At 68.9% G+C, this 22578-nt stretch carries 16 protein-coding genes and 1 pseudogene; 4 read left to right on the top strand and 13 right to left on the bottom strand.

Annotated elements, in window-relative coordinates; translation table 11 throughout:
• Positions 1-68: 68 nt before the first annotated feature.
• Positions 69-1508 carry an aldehyde dehydrogenase (NADP(+)) gene (locus ACK8N7_RS33805; RefSeq protein WP_500444882.1) on the top strand — a complete coding sequence of 480 codons (1440 nt, stop codon included), beginning with the start codon at positions 69-71 and terminating at the stop codon, positions 1506-1508.
• A gap of 259 nt (positions 1509-1767) precedes the next feature.
• On the opposite strand, the gene ACK8N7_RS33810 is transcribed toward ACK8N7_RS33805, so the two are convergent.
• The 6 genes from ACK8N7_RS33810 to kdpF all read right to left on the bottom strand — a co-directional run bounded on the left by ACK8N7_RS33810 (position 1768) and on the right by kdpF (position 9667).
• Entirely contained in the window at positions 1768-4305 is a 2538-nt protein-coding gene (locus tag ACK8N7_RS33810) for a DUF4118 domain-containing protein (RefSeq protein ID WP_403213997.1), read from the bottom strand.
• Positions 4306-4339: 34 nt separating this feature from the next.
• Positions 4340-5023 carry a response regulator gene (locus ACK8N7_RS33815; RefSeq protein WP_403213999.1) on the bottom strand — a complete coding sequence of 228 codons (684 nt, stop codon included), beginning with the start codon at positions 5021-5023 and terminating at the stop codon, positions 4340-4342.
• A 98-nt stretch (positions 5024-5121) separates the two neighbouring features.
• Positions 5122-5793 carry a potassium-transporting ATPase subunit C gene (locus ACK8N7_RS33820; protein ID WP_403214001.1) on the bottom strand — a complete coding sequence of 224 codons (672 nt, stop codon included), beginning with the start codon at positions 5791-5793 and terminating at the stop codon, positions 5122-5124.
• 6 nt (positions 5794-5799) lie between these two features.
• Positions 5800-7908: a potassium-transporting ATPase subunit KdpB gene (gene kdpB / locus ACK8N7_RS33825; protein ID WP_403214003.1), complete on the bottom strand. Its 2109-nt coding sequence runs from the start codon at positions 7906-7908 to the stop codon at positions 5800-5802.
• On the bottom strand, positions 7905-9569 hold the full coding sequence (gene kdpA / locus ACK8N7_RS33830; protein ID WP_403214005.1) for a potassium-transporting ATPase subunit KdpA: 1665 nt from the start codon (positions 9567-9569) through the stop codon (positions 7905-7907). Before kdpA ends, kdpB begins: the two co-directional genes overlap by 4 nt.
• A gap of 8 nt (positions 9570-9577) precedes the next feature.
• Positions 9578-9667, bottom strand: a complete 90-nt coding sequence (gene kdpF / locus ACK8N7_RS33835) for a K(+)-transporting ATPase subunit F (protein WP_356537914.1) — start codon at positions 9665-9667, stop codon at positions 9578-9580.
• 473 nt (positions 9668-10140) lie between these two features.
• Here kdpF and ACK8N7_RS33840 point away from each other — a divergent pair.
• A protein-coding gene (locus ACK8N7_RS33840) for an IS3 family transposase (protein WP_403220033.1) occupies positions 10141-11393 on the top strand; the annotation gives its coding sequence in 2 pieces (ribosomal slippage) (positions 10141-10423 and positions 10423-11393; 1254 coding nt in all).
• Between the two features lie 187 nt (positions 11394-11580).
• Here the strand turns inward: ACK8N7_RS33840 and lysA are convergent.
• Positions 11581-12915: pseudogene (gene lysA, locus ACK8N7_RS33845) on the bottom strand (diaminopimelate decarboxylase).
• Positions 12916-12956: 41 nt separating this feature from the next.
• On the bottom strand, positions 12957-13292 hold the full coding sequence (locus ACK8N7_RS33850) for an SAV_915 family protein (RefSeq protein WP_500444884.1): 336 nt from the start codon (positions 13290-13292) through the stop codon (positions 12957-12959).
• 200 nt (positions 13293-13492) lie between these two features.
• On the opposite strand from ACK8N7_RS33850, the gene ACK8N7_RS33855 reads away from it, so the two are divergent.
• Positions 13493-14005 (top strand): universal stress protein, encoded by a 513-nt coding sequence (locus ACK8N7_RS33855; RefSeq protein ID WP_500444886.1) that lies wholly within the window; start codon positions 13493-13495, stop codon positions 14003-14005.
• A gap of 115 nt (positions 14006-14120) precedes the next feature.
• On the opposite strand, the gene ACK8N7_RS33860 is transcribed toward ACK8N7_RS33855, so the two are convergent.
• The 5 genes from ACK8N7_RS33860 to ACK8N7_RS33880 form a co-directional block, all read right to left on the bottom strand.
• A complete protein-coding gene (locus ACK8N7_RS33860; protein WP_403214014.1) occupies positions 14121-14627 on the bottom strand; it encodes a MarR family winged helix-turn-helix transcriptional regulator in 507 nt (168 codons plus the stop codon).
• A 113-nt stretch (positions 14628-14740) separates the two neighbouring features.
• Positions 14741-15085, bottom strand: a complete 345-nt coding sequence (locus tag ACK8N7_RS33865; protein ID WP_403214016.1) for an STAS domain-containing protein — start codon at positions 15083-15085, stop codon at positions 14741-14743.
• Positions 15082-16176: a cobalamin B12-binding domain-containing protein gene (locus ACK8N7_RS33870; RefSeq protein ID WP_403214018.1), complete on the bottom strand. Its 1095-nt coding sequence runs from the start codon at positions 16174-16176 to the stop codon at positions 15082-15084. Before ACK8N7_RS33870 ends, ACK8N7_RS33865 begins: the two co-directional genes overlap by 4 nt.
• On the bottom strand, positions 16173-17726 hold the full coding sequence (locus ACK8N7_RS33875; RefSeq protein ID WP_403214380.1) for a PP2C family protein-serine/threonine phosphatase: 1554 nt from the start codon (positions 17724-17726) through the stop codon (positions 16173-16175). Before ACK8N7_RS33875 ends, ACK8N7_RS33870 begins: the two co-directional genes overlap by 4 nt.
• Before the next feature lie 277 nt (positions 17727-18003).
• Positions 18004-19194 (bottom strand): PP2C family protein-serine/threonine phosphatase, encoded by a 1191-nt coding sequence (locus tag ACK8N7_RS33880; RefSeq protein WP_500444888.1) that lies wholly within the window; start codon positions 19192-19194, stop codon positions 18004-18006.
• A gap of 1192 nt (positions 19195-20386) precedes the next feature.
• Here ACK8N7_RS33880 and ACK8N7_RS33885 point away from each other — a divergent pair.
• Positions 20387-22369: an APC family permease gene (locus tag ACK8N7_RS33885; RefSeq protein ID WP_500445900.1), complete on the top strand. Its 1983-nt coding sequence runs from the start codon at positions 20387-20389 to the stop codon at positions 22367-22369.
• Positions 22370-22578 lie beyond the last annotated feature (209 nt).

The raw sequence follows: 22578 nt of genomic DNA on the forward strand, positions 1-22578 counted from the left end.
GGCTCTGCCTGCCCGCCACGCGACACACCAGCTCCGCCCCATCTCCGTACAGACAAGAGAGAGAAGACATGCCCTCCCCCTCCCCGCTTGTCTCACCGGCCACCGACGCCGCCCGCGACGCCGCCCCCGTCCTTGCCGCACTCACCCCGTCTGAACGCGGCACCCTCCTGCGTGACCTCTCCGATGTGCTGCGCGAGCACACCAGCCAGCTCGTGACCCTCGCGCAGGAGGAGACCCACCTCGACGAGACCAGACTGCGCGGAGAGGTTCTGCGCACCCGCGTGCAGCTCGACATGTTCGCCGAGATCGCCGAAGAGGGCGCCTACCTCGATGTCATGATCGACCGAGCGGACGCAGAAGCCCTTCCCGCCCCGCGCCCGGATGTACGACGCATGCTCGCTCCTCTCGGGCCCGTCGCTGTCTTCACCGCATCCAACTTCCCCTTCGCCTTCTCCGTCCTGGGCGGCGACACCGCCAGCGCGATCGCGGCCGGCTGCCCCGTCGTGATCAAGGCACATGAGGGTCACCCGCGCCTCACCGACCTGACAGCCGCTCTTGCTGCCGAAACCCTGCCGACGGGGACTCTGAGCGTTGTCCACGGACGCGATGCCGGCCGGGCCTTGGTCACCGACCCCGTCGTCCAGGCCGTCGGCTTCACCGGCTCCACCGCCGGAGGGCGTGCCCTGTTCGATCTCGCCGCCCGACGGCCCGACCCGATCCCGTTCTACGGAGAGCTCGGCTCCCTCAACCCCGTGGTCATCACCCCCGGCGCGCTCGCTGCCCGCGGGGCAGACCTTGCCGGTGAGTACATCGGGTCGGTCACCCGCAGTCAGGGCCAGCTGTGCACCAAGCCGGGCCTGCTCTTCCTGCCCGAAGGCCATGGCCTGGACGACATTCTCCACCAGGCCATCGCAACAGCCCCACGGGCGCCCATGCTGGGACCGTGGATCGCCGACGCCTACAGCGCCACCCTCAACGACCTGGCCGCACACCCCGTCGTGCGCCGCATCGGAGCTGGGCCGACGGGCAGCAATGACACCGGACAGCACGCTCACCACCCTTCAGCGGCACTCCTCACCGTCACCGCCGACGCCCTGCGCAACCACCCTGAACTCCTGCGTGAATGCTTCGGCCCGGCATCCATCGTGGTCACCTACAACTCCACCGAAAACCTCCTCGCCACCCTGCGCAAAGTGCCGGGCAGCCTCACAGCCACAGTGCACGGCCAAGAAGACACCGACGAGGAACTGGCCCGCCACATCTGGTCCACGCTGCGTGCAGGCCGTCTGATCTGGAACGACTGGCCCACCGGAGTGGCCGTCACCCGCGCCATGCACCACGGCGGCCCCTGGCCCGCCACGACCAGCCCCCTTCACACCAGCGTCGGCGGCACAGCCCTCGCCCGTTGGCTGCGCCCGATCGCCTACCAGAACATGCCCGAAGCCTTGTTGCCGCACGCCCTCCAGACCTCCAACCCATGGGGAGTGCCGCAGCGGACAGCCTCGTAGAAACGTGCGCCGCCAGCACGGGCCTGGCCCTGCGGCCCGATGAGCCCGGCAACCGGCGGACGTTGCGCTGGCGGAGCGGACCGCGTCGGTCGGTGGCCGCCGTACCTCGACGGTGGGCAAAGCGCAGCCTGCTCTGCCGGGCATCAGGACGGGCTGCGTGGAACATTGGGTTTCATGGCTGAGTCCACTTCTTGCGCCTGGCAGGCACGGGACGCGCCTGCCAGGCGCGGGCACTCTTTCGTGGCTCGGATCCGCGTCGTCACCCAGCCTCGCGGCCGGAGGGTGAAGCCGGGGGGCCGGTAGTTGCGCGGGGCAGGGTGAGGACCATCGTGAGGCCTCCGCCCGGAGTGTCTTCAGCAGTGAGGGTGGCCCCGATCGCCTCGGTGAATCCCCGCGCGACCGCCAGGCCGAGTCCCACTCCGGCGCCTCGTGGGGCGTCTCCGAGTCGTTGGAACGGTTCGAAGATGTGCCCCTTGGCCACGTCGGGAACGCCAGGCCCGCGATCGACGACGCGGAGTTCGACCCGGTCGGGCGCGCTGCTGGCGGAGACCAGGACGGGTCGGCCTTCCGGGCTGTACTTGACGGCGTTCTCGACGATGTTGGCGACGATGCGTTCCAGCAGGCCTCGGTCGACGGCCACCATGGGCAGGGTTTCCGGGATGTCCAGCTCCACGCTGTCCTCGGGGACGCCGCCCAGTGCCATGGGGACGACTTCGTCCAGATCAGTCTCCCGGATCAGAGGTACGACGGTGCCCGTGTTGAGGCGGGACATGTCCAGGAGGTTGCCGATCAGTGCGGCGAGCCGGTCGGCCCCCTCTTCGATGCCTTCGAGGAGGGCCTCGCGGTCGGACTCCGACCAGGTGACGTCGTGCGAACGCAGGGAGGTGACCGAGGCCTTGATCCCTGCCAGGGGCGTGCGGAGGTCATGGCTGACCGCGGCGAGGAGAGCCGTGCGGAAGCGGTCGCTCTCGGCGAGCTTGCGGGCCTCCTCGGCCTGGCCGACCAGGCGTTGCCGGTCCAGGGCGACGGCTGCCTGGGCCGCGAAGGCGCCCAGGACCCGCCGGTCCTCGGCGGGCAGGGCCCGGCCGCTCAGAACCAGGGCCAGGTTCTCCCCCACGGGGATGTCGACGTCAGCGTCCTCCGGGCGGTCGACCGGACGCGAGCCGACAGCCGCCGTACACGTCCATGGCTCGACCTCGCTGGTCCGCTCCAACAGGGCGACGGAGTCCATGGTGAAGGTTTCCCGTAGCCGCCCCAGGAGGGCGTCGAGGGAGTTCTCGCCGCGCAGGATGCTGCCCGCGAGGAAGGAGAGGATCTCCGACTCGGCACGCAGGCGTGCCGCCTGGTGGGTGCGGCGGGCCGCCAGGTCGACGACGGAGGCGACGGATACCGCCACCCCGACGAAGATCACGATGGCGACGATGTTCTTGGGGTCGGAGACGGTGAACCGGTGGAGCGGTGTGGTGAAGAAGTAGTTCAGCAGCAGGGAGCCGAACGCGGCTGAGGCGAGGGCGGGCAGCATCCCGCCCAGCAGGGCCGCCGCAACCGTCGCGGTGAGGAACAGCAGCATGTCGTTGGCGAGCCCGAGGTCGGGGATGACGGTGCTGAGCAGCAGGGTGAGGAGGGCGGGCCCGGCGACGCCGGCGAGCCAGCCCCAGATGATCCGGGCCCGCCCGAGCCGGGCACCGCGGGCGACCGGGAGCCCCCGGCCCTTGGCGACGGCGTCATGGGTGACCATGTGGACGTCGAGGTCGGGGCCGGACTCCCGGGCGACGGTGGCGCTGACGCCGGGGCCGAGCATGTACTGCCAGGTCCTGCGGCGGCTGACCCCCAGCACGATCTGGGTGGCGTTGACCCCCCGGGCGAACTCCAGCAGAGCCGAGGGAACGTCGTCCCCGATCACGTGATGGAAGGTGCCGCCGAGGTCCTCGACCAGGGTCCGCTGGACCGCCAGCTCCTTGGGTGACACCGCTTTCAGCCCGTCGCTCGCGGCGATGTAGACGGCCAGCACCTCACCGCCGGCCCCCTTCTCCGCGAGGCGGGAGGCGCGGCGGATGAGGGTGCGGCCCTCGGGGCCGCCGGTGAGGCCGACGACGATGCGTTCGCGGGCCTGCCAGGTGGTGCGGATGTCGTGCTCGCCCCGGTACTGCTGGAGGTACTCGTCCACCCGGTCGGCGACCCAGAGGAGGGCCAGCTCGCGCAGGGCGGTCAGGTTGCCGGGGCGGAAGTAGTTCGAGAGGGCGGCGTCCAGCTTGTCGGGCTGGTAGATGTTGCCGTGCGCCATCCGGCGGCGCAGCGCCTGGGGCGACATGTCGACCAGCTCGATCTGGTCGGCCCGGCGCACCACCTCGTCCGGGACCGTCTCCCGCTGCCGGACCCCGGTGATCGACTCCACGACGTCGCCCAGCGACTCCAGATGCTGGATGTTGACCGTCGACACGACGTCGATACCGGCCTTGAGCAGCTCCTCGACATCCTGCCAGCGCTTCGCGTTGCGGGAGCCGGGCACATTGGTGTGGGCCAGCTCGTCCACCAGCACCACCGCCGGAGCCCGCTCCAGGACCGCGTCCACGTCCATCTCGGTGAACGCGGTTCCCCGGTACTTCCGCTCCCTGCGTGGCAACAGCTCCAGGCCGTGCAGCATGACCTCGGTACGCGGGCGGCCGTGGTGCTCCACGAACCCGACAACCACGTCGGTGCCCCGCTCGACCCTGCGGTGGGCTTCTGAGAGCATCGCGTACGTCTTGCCGACGCCCGGTGCCGCCCCGAGGTAGATCCGCAGCTTTCCGCGTCCCATGATGATTTCTCGTTCTTCCGTGGTGGATGCGGCATCAGGGTTCGAAGCGGTAGCCCATGCCCGCCTCGGTGATCAGGTACCGCGGGTGGGCGGGGTCGGCTTCGAGCTTGCGCCGCAACTGGGCCATGTAGACCCGCAGGTAGTTGGAGTTCTCCTGATACGTGGGGCCCCACACCTCGCGCAGGAGCGCCCGCTGGGAAACCAGGTGGCCGGGATTACTGACCAGGATTTCGAGCAGATGCCACTCGGTCGGGGTGAGCCGCACGGTGCCGGTGTCGCGTTGCACCTTTTTCGCCACCAGGTCGATGGTGAATCCGTCCGTGGTCACCGTGGTCGGTGCCTCGGCCTCGGCGGCCGCCCGCCGTCGGCGGGTGGCTGCTCGCAGTCGGGCCAGCAGCTCGTCCATGCTGAAGGGCTTGGTGACGTAGTCGTCGGCTCCGGCGTCCAGGGCCCGCACCTTGTCCTCGGACAGGTGACGGGCGGACAGGACCAGGATCGGCACCCGGCTCCATCCCCGGATCGCCTTGATCAGTTCGACGCCGTCCATGTCCGGGAGGCCGAGGTCCAGCAGGATGACGTCCGGCTTGCGGGTCGCGGCGAGCTGGAGAGCCGAACCGGCGTCAGAAGCCTCCTCGACTTCGTACGTGCGCGCCTCCAGGTTGATCTTGAGGGCGCGCACCAGCTGAGCGTCGTCTTCCACCACGAGCACCCGGGGCATGGGCTGTGCACTCCTTCCTTCGTTGTGGGCGAATGGCGAGCCGGTGGGGTGCGGAGCTTCCGTACCCCACCGGCTCCCGGTTTCTCGGCTGAGCTCCCTCAGCCTTGGGTCAGGTTCCTGAGCGCGCTGTTCAGCTCAAGAACGTTCACCCGGGGCTCGCCCATGAAGCCGAGGAGCCGACCGCTGGTGTGCTCCGCGACCAGATCCTCGACCTCTTTCACGTCGAGGCCGTTCTTCTCGGCGATCCGGTGGACCTGGAGTTCGGCGTACGCGGGTGAGATGTGCGGGTCCAGGCCGGAGCCGGAGGACGTGACGGCGTCGGCCGGCACATCGGCGGGCTTCACCTTGTAGGCGGGGGTGGAGTTGTCCTTCACCACGGCTGCCTTGGCGTCCTTCACCCACTGGATCAGCTCCTCGTTGTCGCCGGAGCGGTTGGTGGCGCCGGAGAGGATCAGTGAGTACTGGGTGTTGACGCTGTTGCTGCCGAGGCCGTTGGAAGGGCGGGGCTGGAACCACTTCAGGTCCGGGGCGGGTGACTCCTCACCCTCCTTCAGCGGCAGGTCGTAGCGCTGGCCGATGAGGGAGGAGCCGACGACCTGCCCGCTCTTGTCCTTGATCTCGGAGCCGTTGGCCTTGTCGTTGAACAGGGCCTGGGCGACGCCGGTGACGGCGAGCGGGTAGATGACCCCGCACACCAGGGTGAGGACGAGCAGGGCCCGCAGTCCGGCCCCGAGCACGCGCGCGGTGCTGCTGACGGTGTTGTTGGTCATGGCGGATCAGCCGATTCCGGGGATGAGGGAGAGGAGTAGGTCGATGAGCTTGATGCCGATGAACGGGGCGACGATGCCGCCGAGTCCGTACAGGCCGAGGTTGCGGCGGAGCATCTTGTCGGCGCTCGCGGGGCGGTAGCGCACGCCCTTGAGGGCGAGCGGTACCAGCGCGATGATGATCAGTGCGTTGAAGATGACGGCGGAGAGGATCGCGGACTCGGGCGAGGCGAGGCCCATGATGTTCAGTTTGTCCAGCGACGGGTAGGCCACGGCGAACATGGCCGGGATGATCGCGAAGTACTTCGCGACGTCGTTGGCGATGGAGAAGGTGGTCAAAGCTCCCCGGGTGATGAGGAGTTGTTTGCCGATCTCGACGATCTCGATGAGCTTCGTGGGGTTGGAGTCGAGGTCCACCATGTTCCCGGCCTCCTTGGCGGCCGAGGTGCCGGTGTTCATCGCGACGCCGACGTCGGCCTGGGCCAGGGCGGGTGCGTCGTTGGTGCCGTCGCCGGTCATCGCGACGAGCTTGCCGCCGGCCTGCTCCCGCTTGATGAGGGCCATCTTGTCCTCGGGCGTGGCCTCGGCCAGGAAGTCGTCGACCCCCGCCTCCTCGGCGATCGCCTTCGCGGTCAGCGGGTTGTCACCGGTGATCATGACCGTCCGGATGCCCATGCGGCGCAGCTCGTCGAACCGCTCCCGCATGCCCTCCTTCACCACGTCCTTGAGATGGATCACCCCGAGGACCCGGGCGCCGTGAGCGTCCTCCACAGCCACCAGCAGCGGCGTGCCACCAGCCTGGGAAATCCGGTCCGTGAGCGCCTGCGCGTCCTCGGAGACACTGCCGTTCCGCTCCTTCACCCAGGCCACGACGGAACCGGTCGCGCCCTTGCGGACCCTGCGCCCGTCCAGATCGACACCCGACATCCGGGTCTGCGCGGTGAACGCGACCCATGCGGCACCGTTCAGCTCGCCCTGGTCCCGCTCCCGCAGACCGTACTTCTCCTTGGCCAGCACGACGATCGACCGGCCCTCGGGAGTCTCGTCGGCGAGTGAGGAGAGCTGGGCGGCGTCGGCGAGTTCGGATTCCTTCACGCCCTTGACCGCCAGGAATTCGGCTGCCTGCCGGTTGCCCAGTGTGATGGTGCCGGTCTTGTCGAGGAGCAGAGTGGAGACATCGCCCGCGGCTTCGACCGCGCGCCCGGACATGGCCAGGACGTTGCGCTGGACCAGGCGGTCCATGCCCGCGATACCGATCGCGGACAGCAGCGCCCCGATCGTGGTGGGGATCAGGCACACCAGCAGCGCGGCGAGCACGATCAGCGAGGTCTGGTCGTCGGCGCCCGCGTAGATCGCGAACGGCTTCAGGGTGACGACGGCCAGCAGGAAGACGATCGTGAGGGAGGCCAGCAGGATGTTCAGGGCGATCTCGTTGGGTGTCTTCTGCCGGGACGCGCCCTCCACCAGGTTGATCATGCGGTCGATGAAGGTCTCGCCCGGCTTCGTGGTGATCTTGATGACGACGCGGTCGGACAGCACCTTCGTACCGCCGGTCACCGCGCTGCGGTCGCCGCCGGACTCACGGATGACCGGAGCGGACTCGCCGGTGATCGCGGATTCGTCGACGGAGGCGACGCCCTCGACCACGTCACCGTCGCCGGGGATGACGTCTCCGGCCTCGCAGACCACCAGGTCCCCGATGCGCAGGTCCGTCCCCGCGACCCGTTCCTCGTCTCCGCCGACGACTCGGCGGGCGACGGTGCCGGTCTTGGCCTTGCGGAGGGTGTCGGCCTGGGCCTTGCCCCGGCCTTCCGCGACGGCCTCGGCGAGGTTGGCGAAGATGGTGGTCAGCCAGAGCCAGGCGGTGATCGCCCAGCCGAACCAGTCGGTCGGGTCGGTGAGCGCGAGTACGGTGGTGACGACGGAGCCGACCAGGACGACGAACATCACCGGTGACTTGATCATCACGCGTGGGTCGAGCTTGCGCAGCGCGTCCGGGAACGACTTCAGGAGCTGCTTCGGGTCGAACAGTCCGCTGCCGACACGGTTGGCGGCCCCGTGGCCGCCGGTCGGCGGGATGTCTCCGTGGGGAGCGCGGGTGGGTGTGGCGGTGCTCATGAGGCGAGCCCTTCGGCGAGCGGGCCCAGCGCGAGGGCGGGGAAGTAGGTGAGTCCGGTGATGATGAGGATCGTGCCGACGAGCAGCCCCGTGTAGAGCGGCTTGTCGGTGCGCAGCGTGCCCGCGGTCTCGGGCACCGGCTTCTGCTCGGCGAGCGAGCCGGCCAGGGCCAGGACGAACACCATCGGCAGGAATCGGCCGAGCAGCATCGCGATGCCGATGGTGGTGTTGAACCACTGGGTGTCGGCGTTGAGCCCGGCGAAGGCGGAGCCGTTGTTGTTGGCGCCGGAGGTGTAGGCGTACAGGATCTCGGAGAAGCCGTGCGCGCCCGAGTTGGTCATCGAGTCGCCCGGCGTGGGCAGGGCCATCGCCACGGCGGTGAAGCCGAGCACGAGCGCCGGGGTGATGAGGATGTAGCAGGCGGCGAACTTGATCTGCCGGGTGCCGATCTTCTTGCCGAGGTATTCGGGCGTGCGACCGACCATGAGTCCGGCGATGAACACGGCGATGATGGCCATGATCAGCATGCCGTAGAGGCCGGAGCCGACCCCGCCGGGGGCGATCTCGCCCAGCTGCATGCCGAGCATCGTGATGCCGCCGCCGAAACCGGTGTACGAGGAGTGGAAGGAGTTCACCGCGCCGGTCGAGGTCAGCGTCGTGGCGACCGCGAAGATCGACGAGCCGGCGATCCCGAAGCGGGTCTCCTTGCCCTCCATGGCGCCGCCCGCGATCTCGAAGGCGGGCCCGCGGTGGGCGAACTCGGTCCACATCATCAGCGCCGTGAAGCCGATCCAGATGACGGCCATCGCGCCGAGGATCGCGTACCCCTGCTTCAGCGAGCCGACCAGCCGGCCGAAGGTCCGCGTCAGCGCGAACGGGATCAGCAGGATGAGGAAGACCTCGAACAGGTTGGACAGCGGGTTGGGGTTCTCGAAAGGATGGGCCGAGTTGGCGTTGAAATAGCCGCCGCCATTGGTGCCCAGCTCCTTGATGGCCTCCTGCGAGGCGACCGCCCCGCCGTTCCACTCCTGCGTGCCGCCCATGAACTGGCCGACCTGGTGAATGCCGGAGAAGTTCTGGATGGCGCCGCAGGCGACCAGGACGATCGCGCCGATCACGGAGACCGGGATCAGGATGCGGACGGTGCCGCGTACCAGGTCGGCCCAGAAGTTGCCGAGTTCACCGGTACGGGACCGGGCGAAGCCCCGTACGAGCGCCACGGCCACCGCCATGCCGACCGCGGCGGACAGGAAGTTCTGCACCGCCAGTCCGCCGGTCTGGACGACGTGGCCCATGGCCTGTTCGCCGTAGTAGGACTGCCAGTTGGTGTTGGCGACGAAGGACGCGGCGGTGTTGAACGCCTGGTCCGGGTCGATGGAGGAGAAACCGAGCGAACCGGGCAGCGAACCCTGCACCCGTTGCATCAGGTACAGGAAGAGGACGCTCACCGCTGAGAAGGCGAGCACTCCGCGCAGATAGGCGGGCCAGCGCATTTCGGCAGCCGGATCGGCGCCGATGACCTTGTATATCCACTTCTCCGGCTTGTAGTGCTTCTCGGAGGAGTAGACCCTGGCCATGTAATCGCCCAGCGGACGGTACGCGAGCGCGAGGGCGACGATCAGAGCTATGAGCTGGAGCAGACCAGCGATCTGGGAACTCATGTCCGTGCTCAGAACCTCTCCGGGTAAAGGAGGGCCAGAACGAGATACCCCAGCAGGGAAACGGCCACAATGAGGCCGACGATGTTCTCGGCGGTCACAGCTTGGTCACCCCCCGGGCGATGAGAGCCACCAGCGCGAATACCGCGATCGTGGTGACGACGAAGGCCAGATCGGCCATCGCGAGCTCCTGATTGACGTGAGGAATGGAATCGGCCGTCTGGCCGATACGAGCAAACCTCGGTTTCGGCCCGGCGATAAGCCACCTTGACGAGGTTCATACGAGCACCGGCTCACCCTTGACGCCAATCTGACGCGCACGGCCGGCAGCGATGACACTGCGTTGCCGCATGCACGGAAAGCGGTGACAGTGACGCGGTGAGCTGCGGGTTACGTTGTGCCGATCACCGGGGAGCATCCCTGGAGGGGCCTTGACGGATTCCTGACGAAGCCCTGACGTAGCCTGACGCCATTCCCGTCCAGCCGTCGGATGGGAGCCCGTTCCTTATCGCCGCGAAGCAACTTGAACCGCCCCGTGTTCGATAGAGACTTGATTCCGTGAAAGGATTGAGTCATGGCGCGCCCTTCCTCCTATCCCCCTGAGCTGCGCAAACGAGCGGTCCGTATGGTCGCCGAGATCCGTGGTGACTATCCGAACGAGTCGGCCGCATTGAGAGCGGTCGCCCAGAAGCTCGGGATCGGTTCGGCCGAGACCCTGCGGAACTGGGTGAAGCGGGACGAGGTCGACTCCGGGAAGCGTCCGGGGACGACCACGGAGGAGTCCGCGCAGATCAAGGCGATGAAGAAGGAGATCGCCGAGCTGAAGCGGGCGAACGACATCTTGAAGGCTGCGGCAAGTTTCTTCGCGGCCGAGCTCGACCGGCCACACACACGCTCGTAGCCTTCATCGACGAGCACCGGGCCCGCTTCGGCGGTGTCGAGCCGATCTGCCGCGTGCTCACCGAGCACGACTGCAAGATCGCCCCCTCCACCTACTACGCGGCGAAGAAGCGCGCCGCCGAACCCTCGGCCAGGCGGGTGCGCGATGCTGCCCTCAAGGAGTTGATCACCGAGGTCCACGAGGCCAACTTCCGCGTCTACGGCGCCAGGAAGGTATGGCGCGAGCTGCACCGCCAGGGCCACCCCGTGGCCCGGTGCACCGTCGAACGCCTGATGCGGGAACTCGGCATCACCGGCGCCGTCCGCGGGAAAAAGATCATCACCACGATCCCGGACAGCGCCGTCGAGCGGGCACCGGACCTACTGGACCGCAACTTCGTCGCGGCCGCCCCCAACCGCTGCTGGGTCGCCGACTTCACCCACGTCAAGACCTGGTCGGCAGTCGTCTACGTCGCCTTCGTCGTCGACACGTTCTCCCGCCGGATCGTCGGCTGGTCCGCCGCCACGTCGAAGGAGACCAGACTCGTCCTGGACGCCCTGGACATGGCCCTGTGGCAGCGCGACCGCGACGAACAGCCCCATCAGCGGGGCGAGTTGATACATCATTCCGATGCCGGGTCGCAATATACGAGTTTCCGGCTCGCCGAGCACCTGGACGCCGCCGGCATCGCGGCCTCGATCGGCTCCGTCGGTGACGCCTACGACAATGCCCTCATGGAGTCTGCGATCGGCCTGTTCAAGACTGAGCTGATCAAACCGGGGCGGCCCTGGAGGACGCTCTCCCAGGTCGAGCTGGCCACCGCGGAATGGGTCGACTGGTACTGCCACCGCCGCCTCCACGGTGAAATAGGGCACATCCCACCCGTCGAATACGAGACCAACTACTACCTCACGACCACGAAAACCCAGGTCACAACCACAATCTGAAGTCTCTACCGAACCCGGGGCGGTTCAACTCTCTGCGCGGACGGGATGTTCGCCGGTGGTGAAAGGGTCCGGCGGCCGTGAACCGGGCCGGTGAAATATTCTCTGGGCCCGGGGCAGTTATGCCTCTGTGCTCGGGACTCGACGCGTGAACTCCACCTCCGCGAACCGGTGCCCTGTTTCCCCGCCGTCAAGCGCCGATATCGCGCCGCCGGAGGTCCTCCTGGGTCTCGCGCCGTATCAGCAGGCGCGCCGTGCCCCTGTGCACCGCGACGACCGGTGGCCGGCCGACGAGGTTGTAGGCGGAGGCCATGGACACCTGGTAGGCACCCGCCACGGGCACCGCCAGCAGGTCGCCGGGGCGGAGGTCATCCGGCAGCGGAACATCGTTCGCTAGGACGTCGCCGGCCTCGCAGTGCCGTCCCACCACCGTGGCGGTGACCGGTACGCCGGTGGCCGGGCGGCCGATCAGGCGCGGTGCGTAGCGGGCCCCGTACAGGGCGGGCCGGGGGTTGTCGCTCATGCCGCCGTCGACGGCCACGAAGAGCTTCGGGCCCGTTCGCTTGACGGCGAGCACGCGGTACAGCGCCACCCCGGCCGGGGCCGCGATCGCCCGTCCGGGTTCGATGAGGAGCCTCGGCACGGGCAGCCCCGCGGCCCCGCAGCTCGCGGTGAGTTCCGCGGTGAGGCGGCGCGCGAGGGCCGTCAGGTCGAGCGCGGGCTCACCCGGCCGGTAGGCGACCCCGTGCCCGCCGCCCAGGTCGAGTTCAGCGAACGTGACACCGTGGCTGTCCTTGATGCGGGCCATGAGCCCGACCATGCGCCGGACGGCCACCAGGTACGGCTTGATGTCGGTGATCTGGGAGCCGATGTGGCAGTGCAGACCGGTCAGTTCGAGCTGCGACTGGCCGAGCACCCTGGCGATGGCGTGCTGGGCGGACCCGTCGGTGAGGGAGAGGCCGAACTTCTGGTCGTCCGTGCCGGTGCGGATCTTCTCGTGGCCGCCCGCCGCTACCCCGGGCACCACCCGCACCATGACCTTCTGCCGCCCGGCGGGGCCGGTCAGCGCGGCGATCCGGGCGATCTCCGACGGGCTGTCGACGACGATCCGCCCGACCCCGAGGCGCAGTGCCAGCTCGATGTCGCGCGGTGACTTCGCGTTGCCGTGCAGCACCATGCGCTCCGGCGGGAACCCGGCGGCGTGGGCGAGTTCGAGCTAACCGGCGGAGCAGACGTCCAGCCCCAGCCCCTCCTCCTCGACCCACCGTGTCATCGCCCGGGACAGGAACGCCTTGGCCGCGTACACCACTTCGGCCTCGGGGAAGGCGGCCCGGTAGGTCCGGCAGCGGGCCCGCACCTCGTCCTCGTCCAGGATGTAGGCGGGCGTGCCGTACCGGTCGGCCAGTTCCGCGAGCGAGACCCCTCCGACGCTCAGGTGGCCGTGCGGGAGGCGGGCGGTGGAGGCGGGCCAGACGTGCAGGTCGTCCGGACCGGCCGTCGGCGCGGCGAGTACGGGAGCGGTCATGACGGCTTCTCCTCGGGGAGCGGTGGGTATCGGGGCGCGGGTCACCGGACGCGGACGGGCTCACCGGCCGCACGGGCCGTTCCCGCGGTGACGGCCCGAGCCGAGAGGGCGGGATCGACGACGAGCCGGTCGACCCCCAGCGGCTCGGCGAGCGAGCGCAGAGCGGACTCGGCGAGCCGGATCGAGGCCTGACCGGCCCCCAGGGTCGCGGTCAGCAGGTCGCGCCGGGTGAACCCGACGGCGGTGCGCTCGCCCAGCGGCGTACGGAACATCCGCAGGACGGGCCCCGTGGCTTCCGGCCGGACGGGCACGTGGAGCAGCCCGGCCGGGGCCTGTTCGTCGGGGTCGGGATCGTCGTCGTACGAGAAGAGGCACATGGGGATTCCTCCGGAGGAGTCGCGGTCCGCCGTGGTCCGGCGCCCGTGACGTCGAAGCTAAGCCCGCCCCGGAAGGGGTACCCCCGCGCCTGACGCATCTTTGACGTGCACCGACCGGTTCATACGGATCGCTGACGCCTACGGCCCCCGACTCGCCCTTCAATGGAACTCCGGAACAGGACGAGGCAGGAGGCCGGACCGTGCGGCAGAGAATCGTGGTCGGCGTGAGCGGCTCCCCCGGGAGCCTGACGGCCCTGCACCGGGCCACCGCCGAGGCGCAGGAACGCAACGCCGAGCTGTGTGCCGTACTGGCCTGGCAACTGCCCGGCGGCGGCCTGGGCGGCAGGGCCACCTACGGCGCCGTCGTGCTCCGCGAGTGCCGGGACGCCGCCGTCGAGGAGCTGCGCACGATTCTCGGCAACGCGTTCGCCGTCAGGAAGCCGGGCGTCACGCTGTCCGGCCTCACCGTGCGCGGCGAGCCGGGGGCCGTTCTCGTCGGGGCGGCCCGGTCGGCCGACGACCTGCTGGTCGTGGGTGTGGGCCCACGCGGCAGATGGCTGCCCGGCATGCGGCCGTCGGTGACCCGATACTGCCTGGCACATGCGACGTGTCCCGTTCTCGCGGTCCCCCCGAACCCACTCGAAGCCGAACTCGCCGCCATGCGCGGCAAGACCTGGCCCTTGCCACGCATGGCAAGAGAGCAGGAGCGATAAGACAGGTTCTGCCGGCGTCGGGTGGTGCTTGGCTCCGCGATCGCACTCACCGCCGCCTCGCCGTCGATGAACACCGCCGCCGCGGTGCAGCAGGGAGGCCTCTGCACCTGCTGGTTCAGGCTGCGGAGTGGCTGCCGGGCGTGTGGTGTTGCTGCCCGTGGGCGGTGTCGAGCTGTGTGTGGAGTCCTGCGAGTCCTTGGGCCAGGGCGTGGCGTTCTGTGGGGGGCATGCTGTCGATGGCCTGGTGGAGCATGGCGTCGCGTTGCTCGCGAATGCGTTGCAGGTGCCGTTTGCCGGTGGGGGTGAGCCGGAGGGTGATCTCACGGCCGTTGTCGGGGCTGGGCAGGCGTTCGAGGAAGCCGATGGCTTGCAGGCGGTCGCACATGCGGGTCACGGTCGGGGCTGCGGAGGCGAGGCGTTGGCACACGGCCCGCATCCGTATTCCGTCCTCGCGGTCGACGACGTACATCAGGCGCAGCTGGGAGGTGGAGCCGGGCGCCGTCATGCCCGCGGTGGAGTTTCTGGCGTTGTCCCACATCACGTCGAGGAGTTCGGTGATGAAGCTCGCGGAGTGGGTCGCCTCATGCCTGATTACGCTGGGGGCTGCGTCTGGTGCGGTCATGGTCGCCCGTCGGTGTGTGCTTCTGCCCGGTGAACAGCCGGGCAGTGGCTCAGGTGGTGCCGTCCGGTCCGGTGGGGCGGGCCGCCACATGCTCTCCCCGGTCACCGAGGACCTCACCGCGTCGGCGGGGGTGGTGCCGTGAGGTGGTCAAGGGTACCGGTGAGGCGCAGGAGCCGGTCCAGCTTCGCGGGGCGGTCGTCCAGGTGCAGCCGCACCCCTGCGGCGGTGGTGCGGCGGCCGATCATCAGCAGGGTGGACAGGCCCATGGAATCGACGGTGCCGAGGTCCGTGAAGTGCAGATGCAGGTCGGTCATCGCGGGCCGGGCAGAGAGCCGGGCGGTGACCTCGTCCAGGAGGAGGCCGGCGCTGACGTGGTCGAGGTCGCCGTGGACCTCTATACGGACGCTGTCCTGGGTGTCGACCGTGGTGAGCTGCAGGTGGTGGGGGTGCGTGGTCATGCGGTGTTCCCGGCGGCGGTGAAGGGGGCGGTGGTGAGGGTGTGCGTTCCGGCCTGGAGGATGCGGACTGCCCGGGGGAAGTCCTTGAGCTCACGGGCCAGGAGATCCAGGGCCGGGGGCAGGCTGCGGGCGGGGACGCCCCGGACCTCGAGGATCTGCGCGGTCCAGGTGAGGAACCGGACGAAGAGATCCTCGTCGTCGAGGTAGAGCGCGGTGGCGAGGAAGTCCACGATGTGCGCCAGGTCTTCCGCGGTGCGCTCACGCTGGAGTTCGCTGTAGGAGCGCATCGCGGGGAAAGCGTCCTCCAGCGCGGTGAGAACGCTCCGTACGAGAGAGGCACCATTGCGAGCGACCAGGGTGTATTCCTGGTCGGCCAGGTGCGGCAGGTCATCGAACTGCTGGTGGTTGGGCTCCGGCCGCGGCAGCCGCCCCCGGGCGAGGTGGTCGGCGGCGGCACGGGCGTCGGGGGCCCAGGCGTCGGCGCCCAGCAGCTTCGCGTACCGACCGTTGGGGCCGAAGGCGGCGCCGCCGACGAGGACGGGGACGCCGATGGCCTGGCAGGCGGTGATCGCTGCGTGCGCGGTGGGCAGCCGCGTGGCGATCGAGCTGGAGAGTGCGACCGCGTCGGCCCGGGTGTTGTGCAGGTGGGAGATCAGGTGCGGGGTGGGGACCTGGGCGCCGAGGTGGTCGACCTGCCAGCCTCGCAGCTTGAGGACTTCGGCCAGCAGGCGGGCGGGCAGCCCGTGCCACTCCCCTTCGGCACAGGCCACCGTGATGCGGCCCCGGGTGGCGGTGGTGCGGGCGGCAGGGTGCACGCTCACCGCGGCGGCGGCCCGTTCGTTGATGGCGGTCGCCGCGTGCTCCTGGGCGACGCTGATCCGGTTGGCCGCCCATTCCTCACCTACCTTGCCCTGCACTCTGGCGATCACATCCAGCAGGACGGTTTCCGGGCTGGCACCGTGATCGAGGGCGCCCAGCACGAGTTCGGTGGCCGCGTACTCGTCCGCGGCCGAGACGGCGCTCCACAGCAGCTCCGCCAGCTCATCCGCGTGTTGGGCGTGGGGGAGGCGGGGCGGTGTGCTGGTGCTCATGTGGTGAACCTGCCCCGGGTGTGCCCGTTCACCGCGCTCAGGTGATGGGTGCGGGGCGCGGAGATCACGACGACGGCCATGTCGTCGTGAGGGCGGTTGCCGAGCCATTGCGCGGCCAGCATCTGCACGTGTTTCACGATCCCCTCGGCCGGCATGCCTGCGCAGCCGGATAGGGCACGCTTGAGGCGCTCGTCTCCGAACAGGGCGTCGCCCATGGGCCCGCCCTTGGCCTCGGTGATGCCGTCGGTGTAGAGGACGCAGGACTCCCCGGGGGCCAGGGACGCCGTGACAGTGACGGTGGAAATGTTCGGGATGGCCCCGATCAGGGTGCCGTGGGTGCTCGCTACCTCGACGGTGCCGTCCGCACGGATGATCAGCGGGCTGGGGTGGCCGCCGCTGGTGAGCTTGAGGTCCACTGTGTTGCCGAGGCGTTGGGCGGAGGCCAGGACCATGGTCGCGAACCTGGTGTGGTGGGAGCTGAGCAGTGCGGTGTTCAGCAGTCTGAGCATGCGCTGGTGGTCATCGGCCAGGGGGAGCAGGGCGTGCAGTGTGTTGCGGATCTTGCCCGTCAGCACGGCGGCTTCCAGGCCCTTGCCGCAGACGTCTCCGAGCGAGACCAGGGACGCTTCACCTTCGACGGTCGCGGGGTGCACGTCGTAGAAGTCACCGCCGATGCGCTCGTGGTCCGCGGAGGGCCGGTAGCCGCCGGCGAAATCCACCCCGGAGATCTGGTGCAGAACCGGGGGCAGAAGTTCGCGCATCAGGACGTCGGTGATGGCGGTCTGCTCGGCGTAGAGGCGGGCGGCGGACATCGCCGCGCCGGCACGGGCGGCGAACAGCCGGGCGAAGATTTCCTCCTCGGCGCTGAATGAGGCCGTCTCCGCTTTCCTCAGCAGGACCAGGGCCCCGGCCGGCATGCCGTGCCCGGGCAGCGGAGTGATCACGATCGAGCCGACCGGCCCGAACCCCTCGGGCACCATCCACGCGGGAGCAACTGCCGGGTCGATCCACCGGGAGGGCACCGGCGGGAACCCGCGCAGCGCCTCCCCCAGCCCCGGCACGTCGTCGGGGTCCACGCTCATATCCTCCAGGACAGGGGTACCGCCGCGCAGGCAGGTCACCACCGGCAGTCGACTGCTGCGGCTGGGCGCGATGGCCAGTGCCGCATCGGCGAGGCTTTCGGCCGCCATCTGCGCGGTCACATCCATGCAGCGCCCCAGATTGAGGGAGGAGAGCAGAACGTTGGACGCCTTAGCGAGGAACGCGGTCCGCTCCCGCTCCATGCGCAAGGCTTCCCGGGCGAGCTGGTGGTCGGTGTCATCCACCAGCCACCACGCCACCGACCCGTCGCCCCGTACAGTCGGGTGCACCTCGAAACGGCGCCCGCCGAACACACCACGCAACGGCCCCTCGGTGTCCGGGACGGCATACGGGCCAGGGGAGGTGAGCGTGTGATGCGCCGCACAGAGCCAGGCCGGAGCCACGTCCACCAACGCTGCCCCCGGGGCCGCATCGGGCAGAAGAAGACGAGCCGAGCCATTGCACCGCACCACAGCGCCCTGGGCGTCAGCGACCAGCACCGGATAGGGAGCGCGGCCCCACAGAAGGTCCGGACTCCCCGTGTCTACGACGGTTTGCGCTTGAGTGGCTACCAAATGTCGAGGATCCGCTGAGCGAATCCCTCACCCCATCAACTAGACGATTGCCTGAAGGCAACAATCTCTCACGGGGCCCGACCTGGCAACCAACCCCCCTCCCCGAGCGGATTTCTCGGGGAGAAGGTTGCAGGTTCTTCACCTGAGAACCACATACCCCGTGTCTGAAGGGCTAACGGTCGCCACTCGTGGAACGGCCGTGCCAGTCCAGGCACATCACGAGGGAGTCGTCGGCCGCCGGGCCGGAGCCGCGGTGGCCCAACAGCTCCTGCAGCATCACCCTGGGCACCTGCGGGGCGGGCAGCAGCCGGGTGCTGTTGATGGACGCGGCCAGCGCGCGGAGGCTGTACTTCTCACCGCCCGGGGACAGGGCGTCGTAGACCCCGTCGCTGATGAACAGCAGACGGTCTCCGGGTTCGACCCGGAAGTGCTGCGGAACGTACGCGGTGTCCTCGAACATCCCCAGAGGCATCTGCGCCTCCAGCTCGATCGGCTCGACGACCCCCTTGCGCACCCGCCACACCCGCGGTGAACCGGCATCGATGATCTCCACGTCCCCGGTCGGAAGGTGGAAACGGAACAGCAGCGTCGACAGGTACTGGTCACCCCCGTGCTGCCCGTACACAGCCTGATCGGCCAGATACGCCTGATCGCTCAGGCTCAGGCCGGCACGGCGGGCGTTGCGCAACGCGTTGACCGCGAGGTTCGTCAACAACGCGGCATCGATACCTTCGCCCATACCGTTGCTGACGGTCACATACAGGTCATCGGCAGAGGCCGACCAGTCGAAGCAGTCCCCGAAAATGGCGTAGGCGGGTTCCAGCTGGGCGCCCAGGCTGTACTCCGGCCGGGCGCACGAGCGCCCCGGCAGCAACTGCCACTGCATCTCTGCGGCCAAGGTCAGACGTTCAGCCCGGCGTGCCTGCAGGAAGAGGTCGGTGTCCCGCTCCGCGACGACCACCTCGTGCGCCAGAGCATCGGCGCACTCCTGCAGATCCTCCAGCATGGCCGCGTCCAGTTCCTCGTCCCCGCTCGCGCGCAGGGTGACGCTGAGGATGCCCAGCCGGTCGCCCCGGACGCTCACCGGCAGATGCACCATCACCTCGGACGCCGCGTGGTCGTACACACACTGCGCTTCCTGGGCACCGAACGCACGCCCCGGAGCACTGTCGTGCACCGGCACAGGAGAAGAGGTATGCGGCAGCACCCCGACGGTCTGCAGCCTCGTCATGGCGTAGTCGGCCAGCAGCAGCTCCACCGTCAGGGCATGGTGGCGGTGCTCGATCATGGAGCGCATCACGTCGAAGATCTCATGCGGCGCGGCCTCGCGCAGGGAGCGCTCGACCGCGCTGGGTCTGTCCACCGGTACCGGACCTGCTTTCTTGTCGCTGGAACGGGCGTGAAAGCCCACACGGGAGTGTCACACGCACCAGCCCCGACCTCGCCCTCCTTCAGGAGTGCCCAGCTGGAATCGCCCACCGCCAGGGTGATGAGGTCTGGTGGGGAGGCAGTCGAGGAGGCCCGCCAGGAAAGCGAAGTTGCGCCCCTCTCCTCTCGTAAGGGGCACTGCTTCGGAAGGTGCGCTGCACCGTTGCGGGTCGGCCAAGGTGCAAAGTCGCGGACCTTCTGGTCGTTCACCTGTCGTGTCCGGCTGCCTGTGACCGCCCGCACCGCGACCGGCGCGGGTACGGCGGCCCGGCAACGCCGCTCAGTCGTGCCTGCTCCGACCCGCAGTGATCCCCATCCTGATCCGTCATGGAGCTGCTCGTGTTCGTGCAGGTCGAAGTGGGTGATCCGCCCCTCGTGTCCCGCCTCCCGTAGTCCCTGGCTGGGCGCTGCGGACCAGGGCGGGCTCCTCCCTCTCCGGGCTGAGGCTGCCACCAGGCTGAGGCACGGGAGCAGAACCTCAGACCGTGAGCAGCGGCGCTTTTCCCATGTACATCGAGTCCGGTGACGTGGGCAGTCGGGAGCAGGCGTTAAGAAGACGACATTAATCATCTCGCCGAGTGCTGGGGGAGAGGGGCGGCGGGAGGCTTCTGGTGTGGCTGTTTCCTGGGATCTTGATCGTCGTGCGCGGCGGATCGTGTGTGTGCTGGCCGCGGTCGGCGTGTGCCTGATCGCGGTGGGAGGAGTTGTGGGATCCCTATGGGTGGTAGGGGTTGGTGTGTGGCTGTTCATCGCCGCGGTCATGACCGATCTGGTCCGGCGTCCGTAGCGTTCTGTCATGCAACAGCGCAGGTAGAGAGGTGTGTTGACGATGGGGGTCAAGGCGATGTCCGCTCAGGTGCTGTCTCTCTGAGCGCGGCAGGCCGATCCCGAGCGACGAGCCTGGCCGGGTGCCGCAGGCAAAGAGTTCCCACCGTATGCATGGCCCTGTCGACTGCTCTTTCTCTCTGAGGGTGAAGCGTCGCCACGCGGCCTCTCGGCGGCTCCGCCGGGGCGCGGCCGGTGTGTCGGACGCTGCTGCTGGGAAGTCGCATACTCGGTGATCGCGCCACCGTATGTGCGGTGGCGGTTGGGCCTGCGGGCGGGAGCGAGGAAAGTCGATGGGGGACATGAAGGACGCGAGTGGCCTGGCTGTGCCTGAGGTGGTGGACAGTCCCGCGCTGCGGCCCCTGCCGACCGGGCGCCTGGCGCAGTGGATGCTGCGCCACCAGGTGCAGCCCGTGGGGCCGGCGGCTGGGGAGGGGCACAGCGAGCCGCACGCCTGGTGGAAGGTGATGTGCCTGACCGGGGTCGACTATTTCTCGAGCCTTGCCTACGTGCCGGCCATCGCCGCGCTCGCCGCAGGTGCCATGTCGCCCCTGGCGACCTTGCTGATCGTGGCGCTGACGCTGCTGGGGATGCTGCCGATGTACCGGCGGGTGGCAAAGGAAAGCCCGCACGGCGCCGGGTCGGTAGCGATGCTGGAGGATCTGCTGCCGTTCTGGCGGGGCAAACTGTTCGTCCTGATCCTGCTCGGTTTCGTGGCCACCTCGTGGATCATCACGATCACCCTGTCGACCGCAGATGCCTCCGTCCACGTGGTGGAGAACCCGTTCTTCCCCGAAGCCCTGCACGGCCACGAAGTCGCCCTCACCGTGGCACTGCTCCTGGTCCTCGGAGGGGTGTTCCTGCTCGGCTTCAGCGAAGCCGTCAGCGTCGCCATCCCTCTGGTCGCCATCTTCCTGGTGCTGAACGCGGTCGTCATCACCGTCGGCCTGGTCCACGTATTCACCACGCCCGGAGCCTTCTCGGCATGGACGGACGCACTCGTCGAGGGTGGAGCCGGTTTCGGTGACCTGATGGGTCCGGCACTGCTGGCTTTCCCCCTGCTGGTACTGGGCCTGTCCGGCTTCGAGACCGGGGTGAGCATGATGCCGCTGGTCTCCGCCGACGGCACCGATCCCGAACAGCGGCTGCGCTCACGCATCCGCAACACTCGCTTGCTGCTGACCACTGCGGCGCTCATCATGAGCGTCTACCTGCTGGCCTCCAGCTTTGTCACCACCGTCCTCATCCCCCATGAGCAGTTCGAGCCGGGCGGCGCGGCCAACGGCCGCGCGCTGGCCTGGCTCGCGCACGAGCACGTCGGGGAGGCGTTCGGCACCGTCTACGACATCAGCACCATCCTGATCCTGTGGTTCGCCGGAGCCTCGGCCATGGCCGGGCTGATCAACATCGTTCCCCGCTACCTTCCCGGCTACGGCATGGCCCCCGAATGGGGACGCGCGGTGCGCCCCGTGGTCCTCGTGTACACCGCGCTGTGCGTCCTCATCACCATTGCCTTCGACGCCGACGTCGACGCCCAGGCCGGCGCGTACGCCACCGGCATCCTGGCGATGATGGTCTCCGGCGCCTTCGCCGTCACCGTCTCCGTGGCCCGCACCGGCCGCCGGACGGTCGCCTGCGGATTCGCACTCCTGACCCTGGTCCTGCTCTACGCCCTGATCTACAACATCGTCGACAAGCCGGACGGCATCACCATCTCCGGCTTCTTCATCGCCGGCATCATCGCCGTCTCGCTGATCTCGCGCGTCTCGCGCACCACCGAGCTGCGCGCCGACCGTCTCGTCTTCGACGACGCCGCCCGCCGCTTCATCACCGACACCCTGGCCCACGACGACGCCATAAACATCATCGCCAACCGCCGCCAGGCCGGCGACGGTGCCGAGTACCGCGACAAGGAACGCGAGCAGCGCGGCACCAACCCGGTCCCGGGCCGGGCCGACGTGCTGTTCCTGGAGATCGACGTGGTCGACCCCTCGGACTTCAGCGAGGTCCTCATCGTCCACGGCGTCGAGGTCGACGGACACCGGATCCTGCGCGCCCAGGCCCCAGCCGCCCCCAACGCCATCGCAGCGATCCTCCTCGCCCTGCGCGACACCACCGGAGTCAAGCCCCACTGCTACTTCGCCTGGGCAGAAGGAAGCCCTCTGAAGCACATGTTCCGCTACTTCCTCCTCGGCCGCGGCGACACCGCCCCCGTCACCCGCGAGATCATCCGCAAACACGAACCCGCCCCCCATCTCCGTCCCGGTATCCACGTCGGCGACTGACCACCGGGCCATCTGACGCAGTGCTTCCTCAGCGCCATGACAGCGAATTCGGACCAGTTGCCATCGAAGCCGTTCGGCCGGCCGGCCCGGTAGGTTGCACCCCGATACGAACGAGTGGAGTGAGGAATCACGTGGCGGAGCAGGGCGCGGAGAGGGTAGGGGATCTGCCGTCGGCAACGGTGGACTGTGCCCTGTACGAGGACGGGCAT

This window comes from Streptomyces griseobrunneus (assembly GCF_046713465.1).
Classification (GTDB): Bacteria; Actinomycetota; Actinomycetes; order Streptomycetales; family Streptomycetaceae; genus Streptomyces; species Streptomyces microflavus.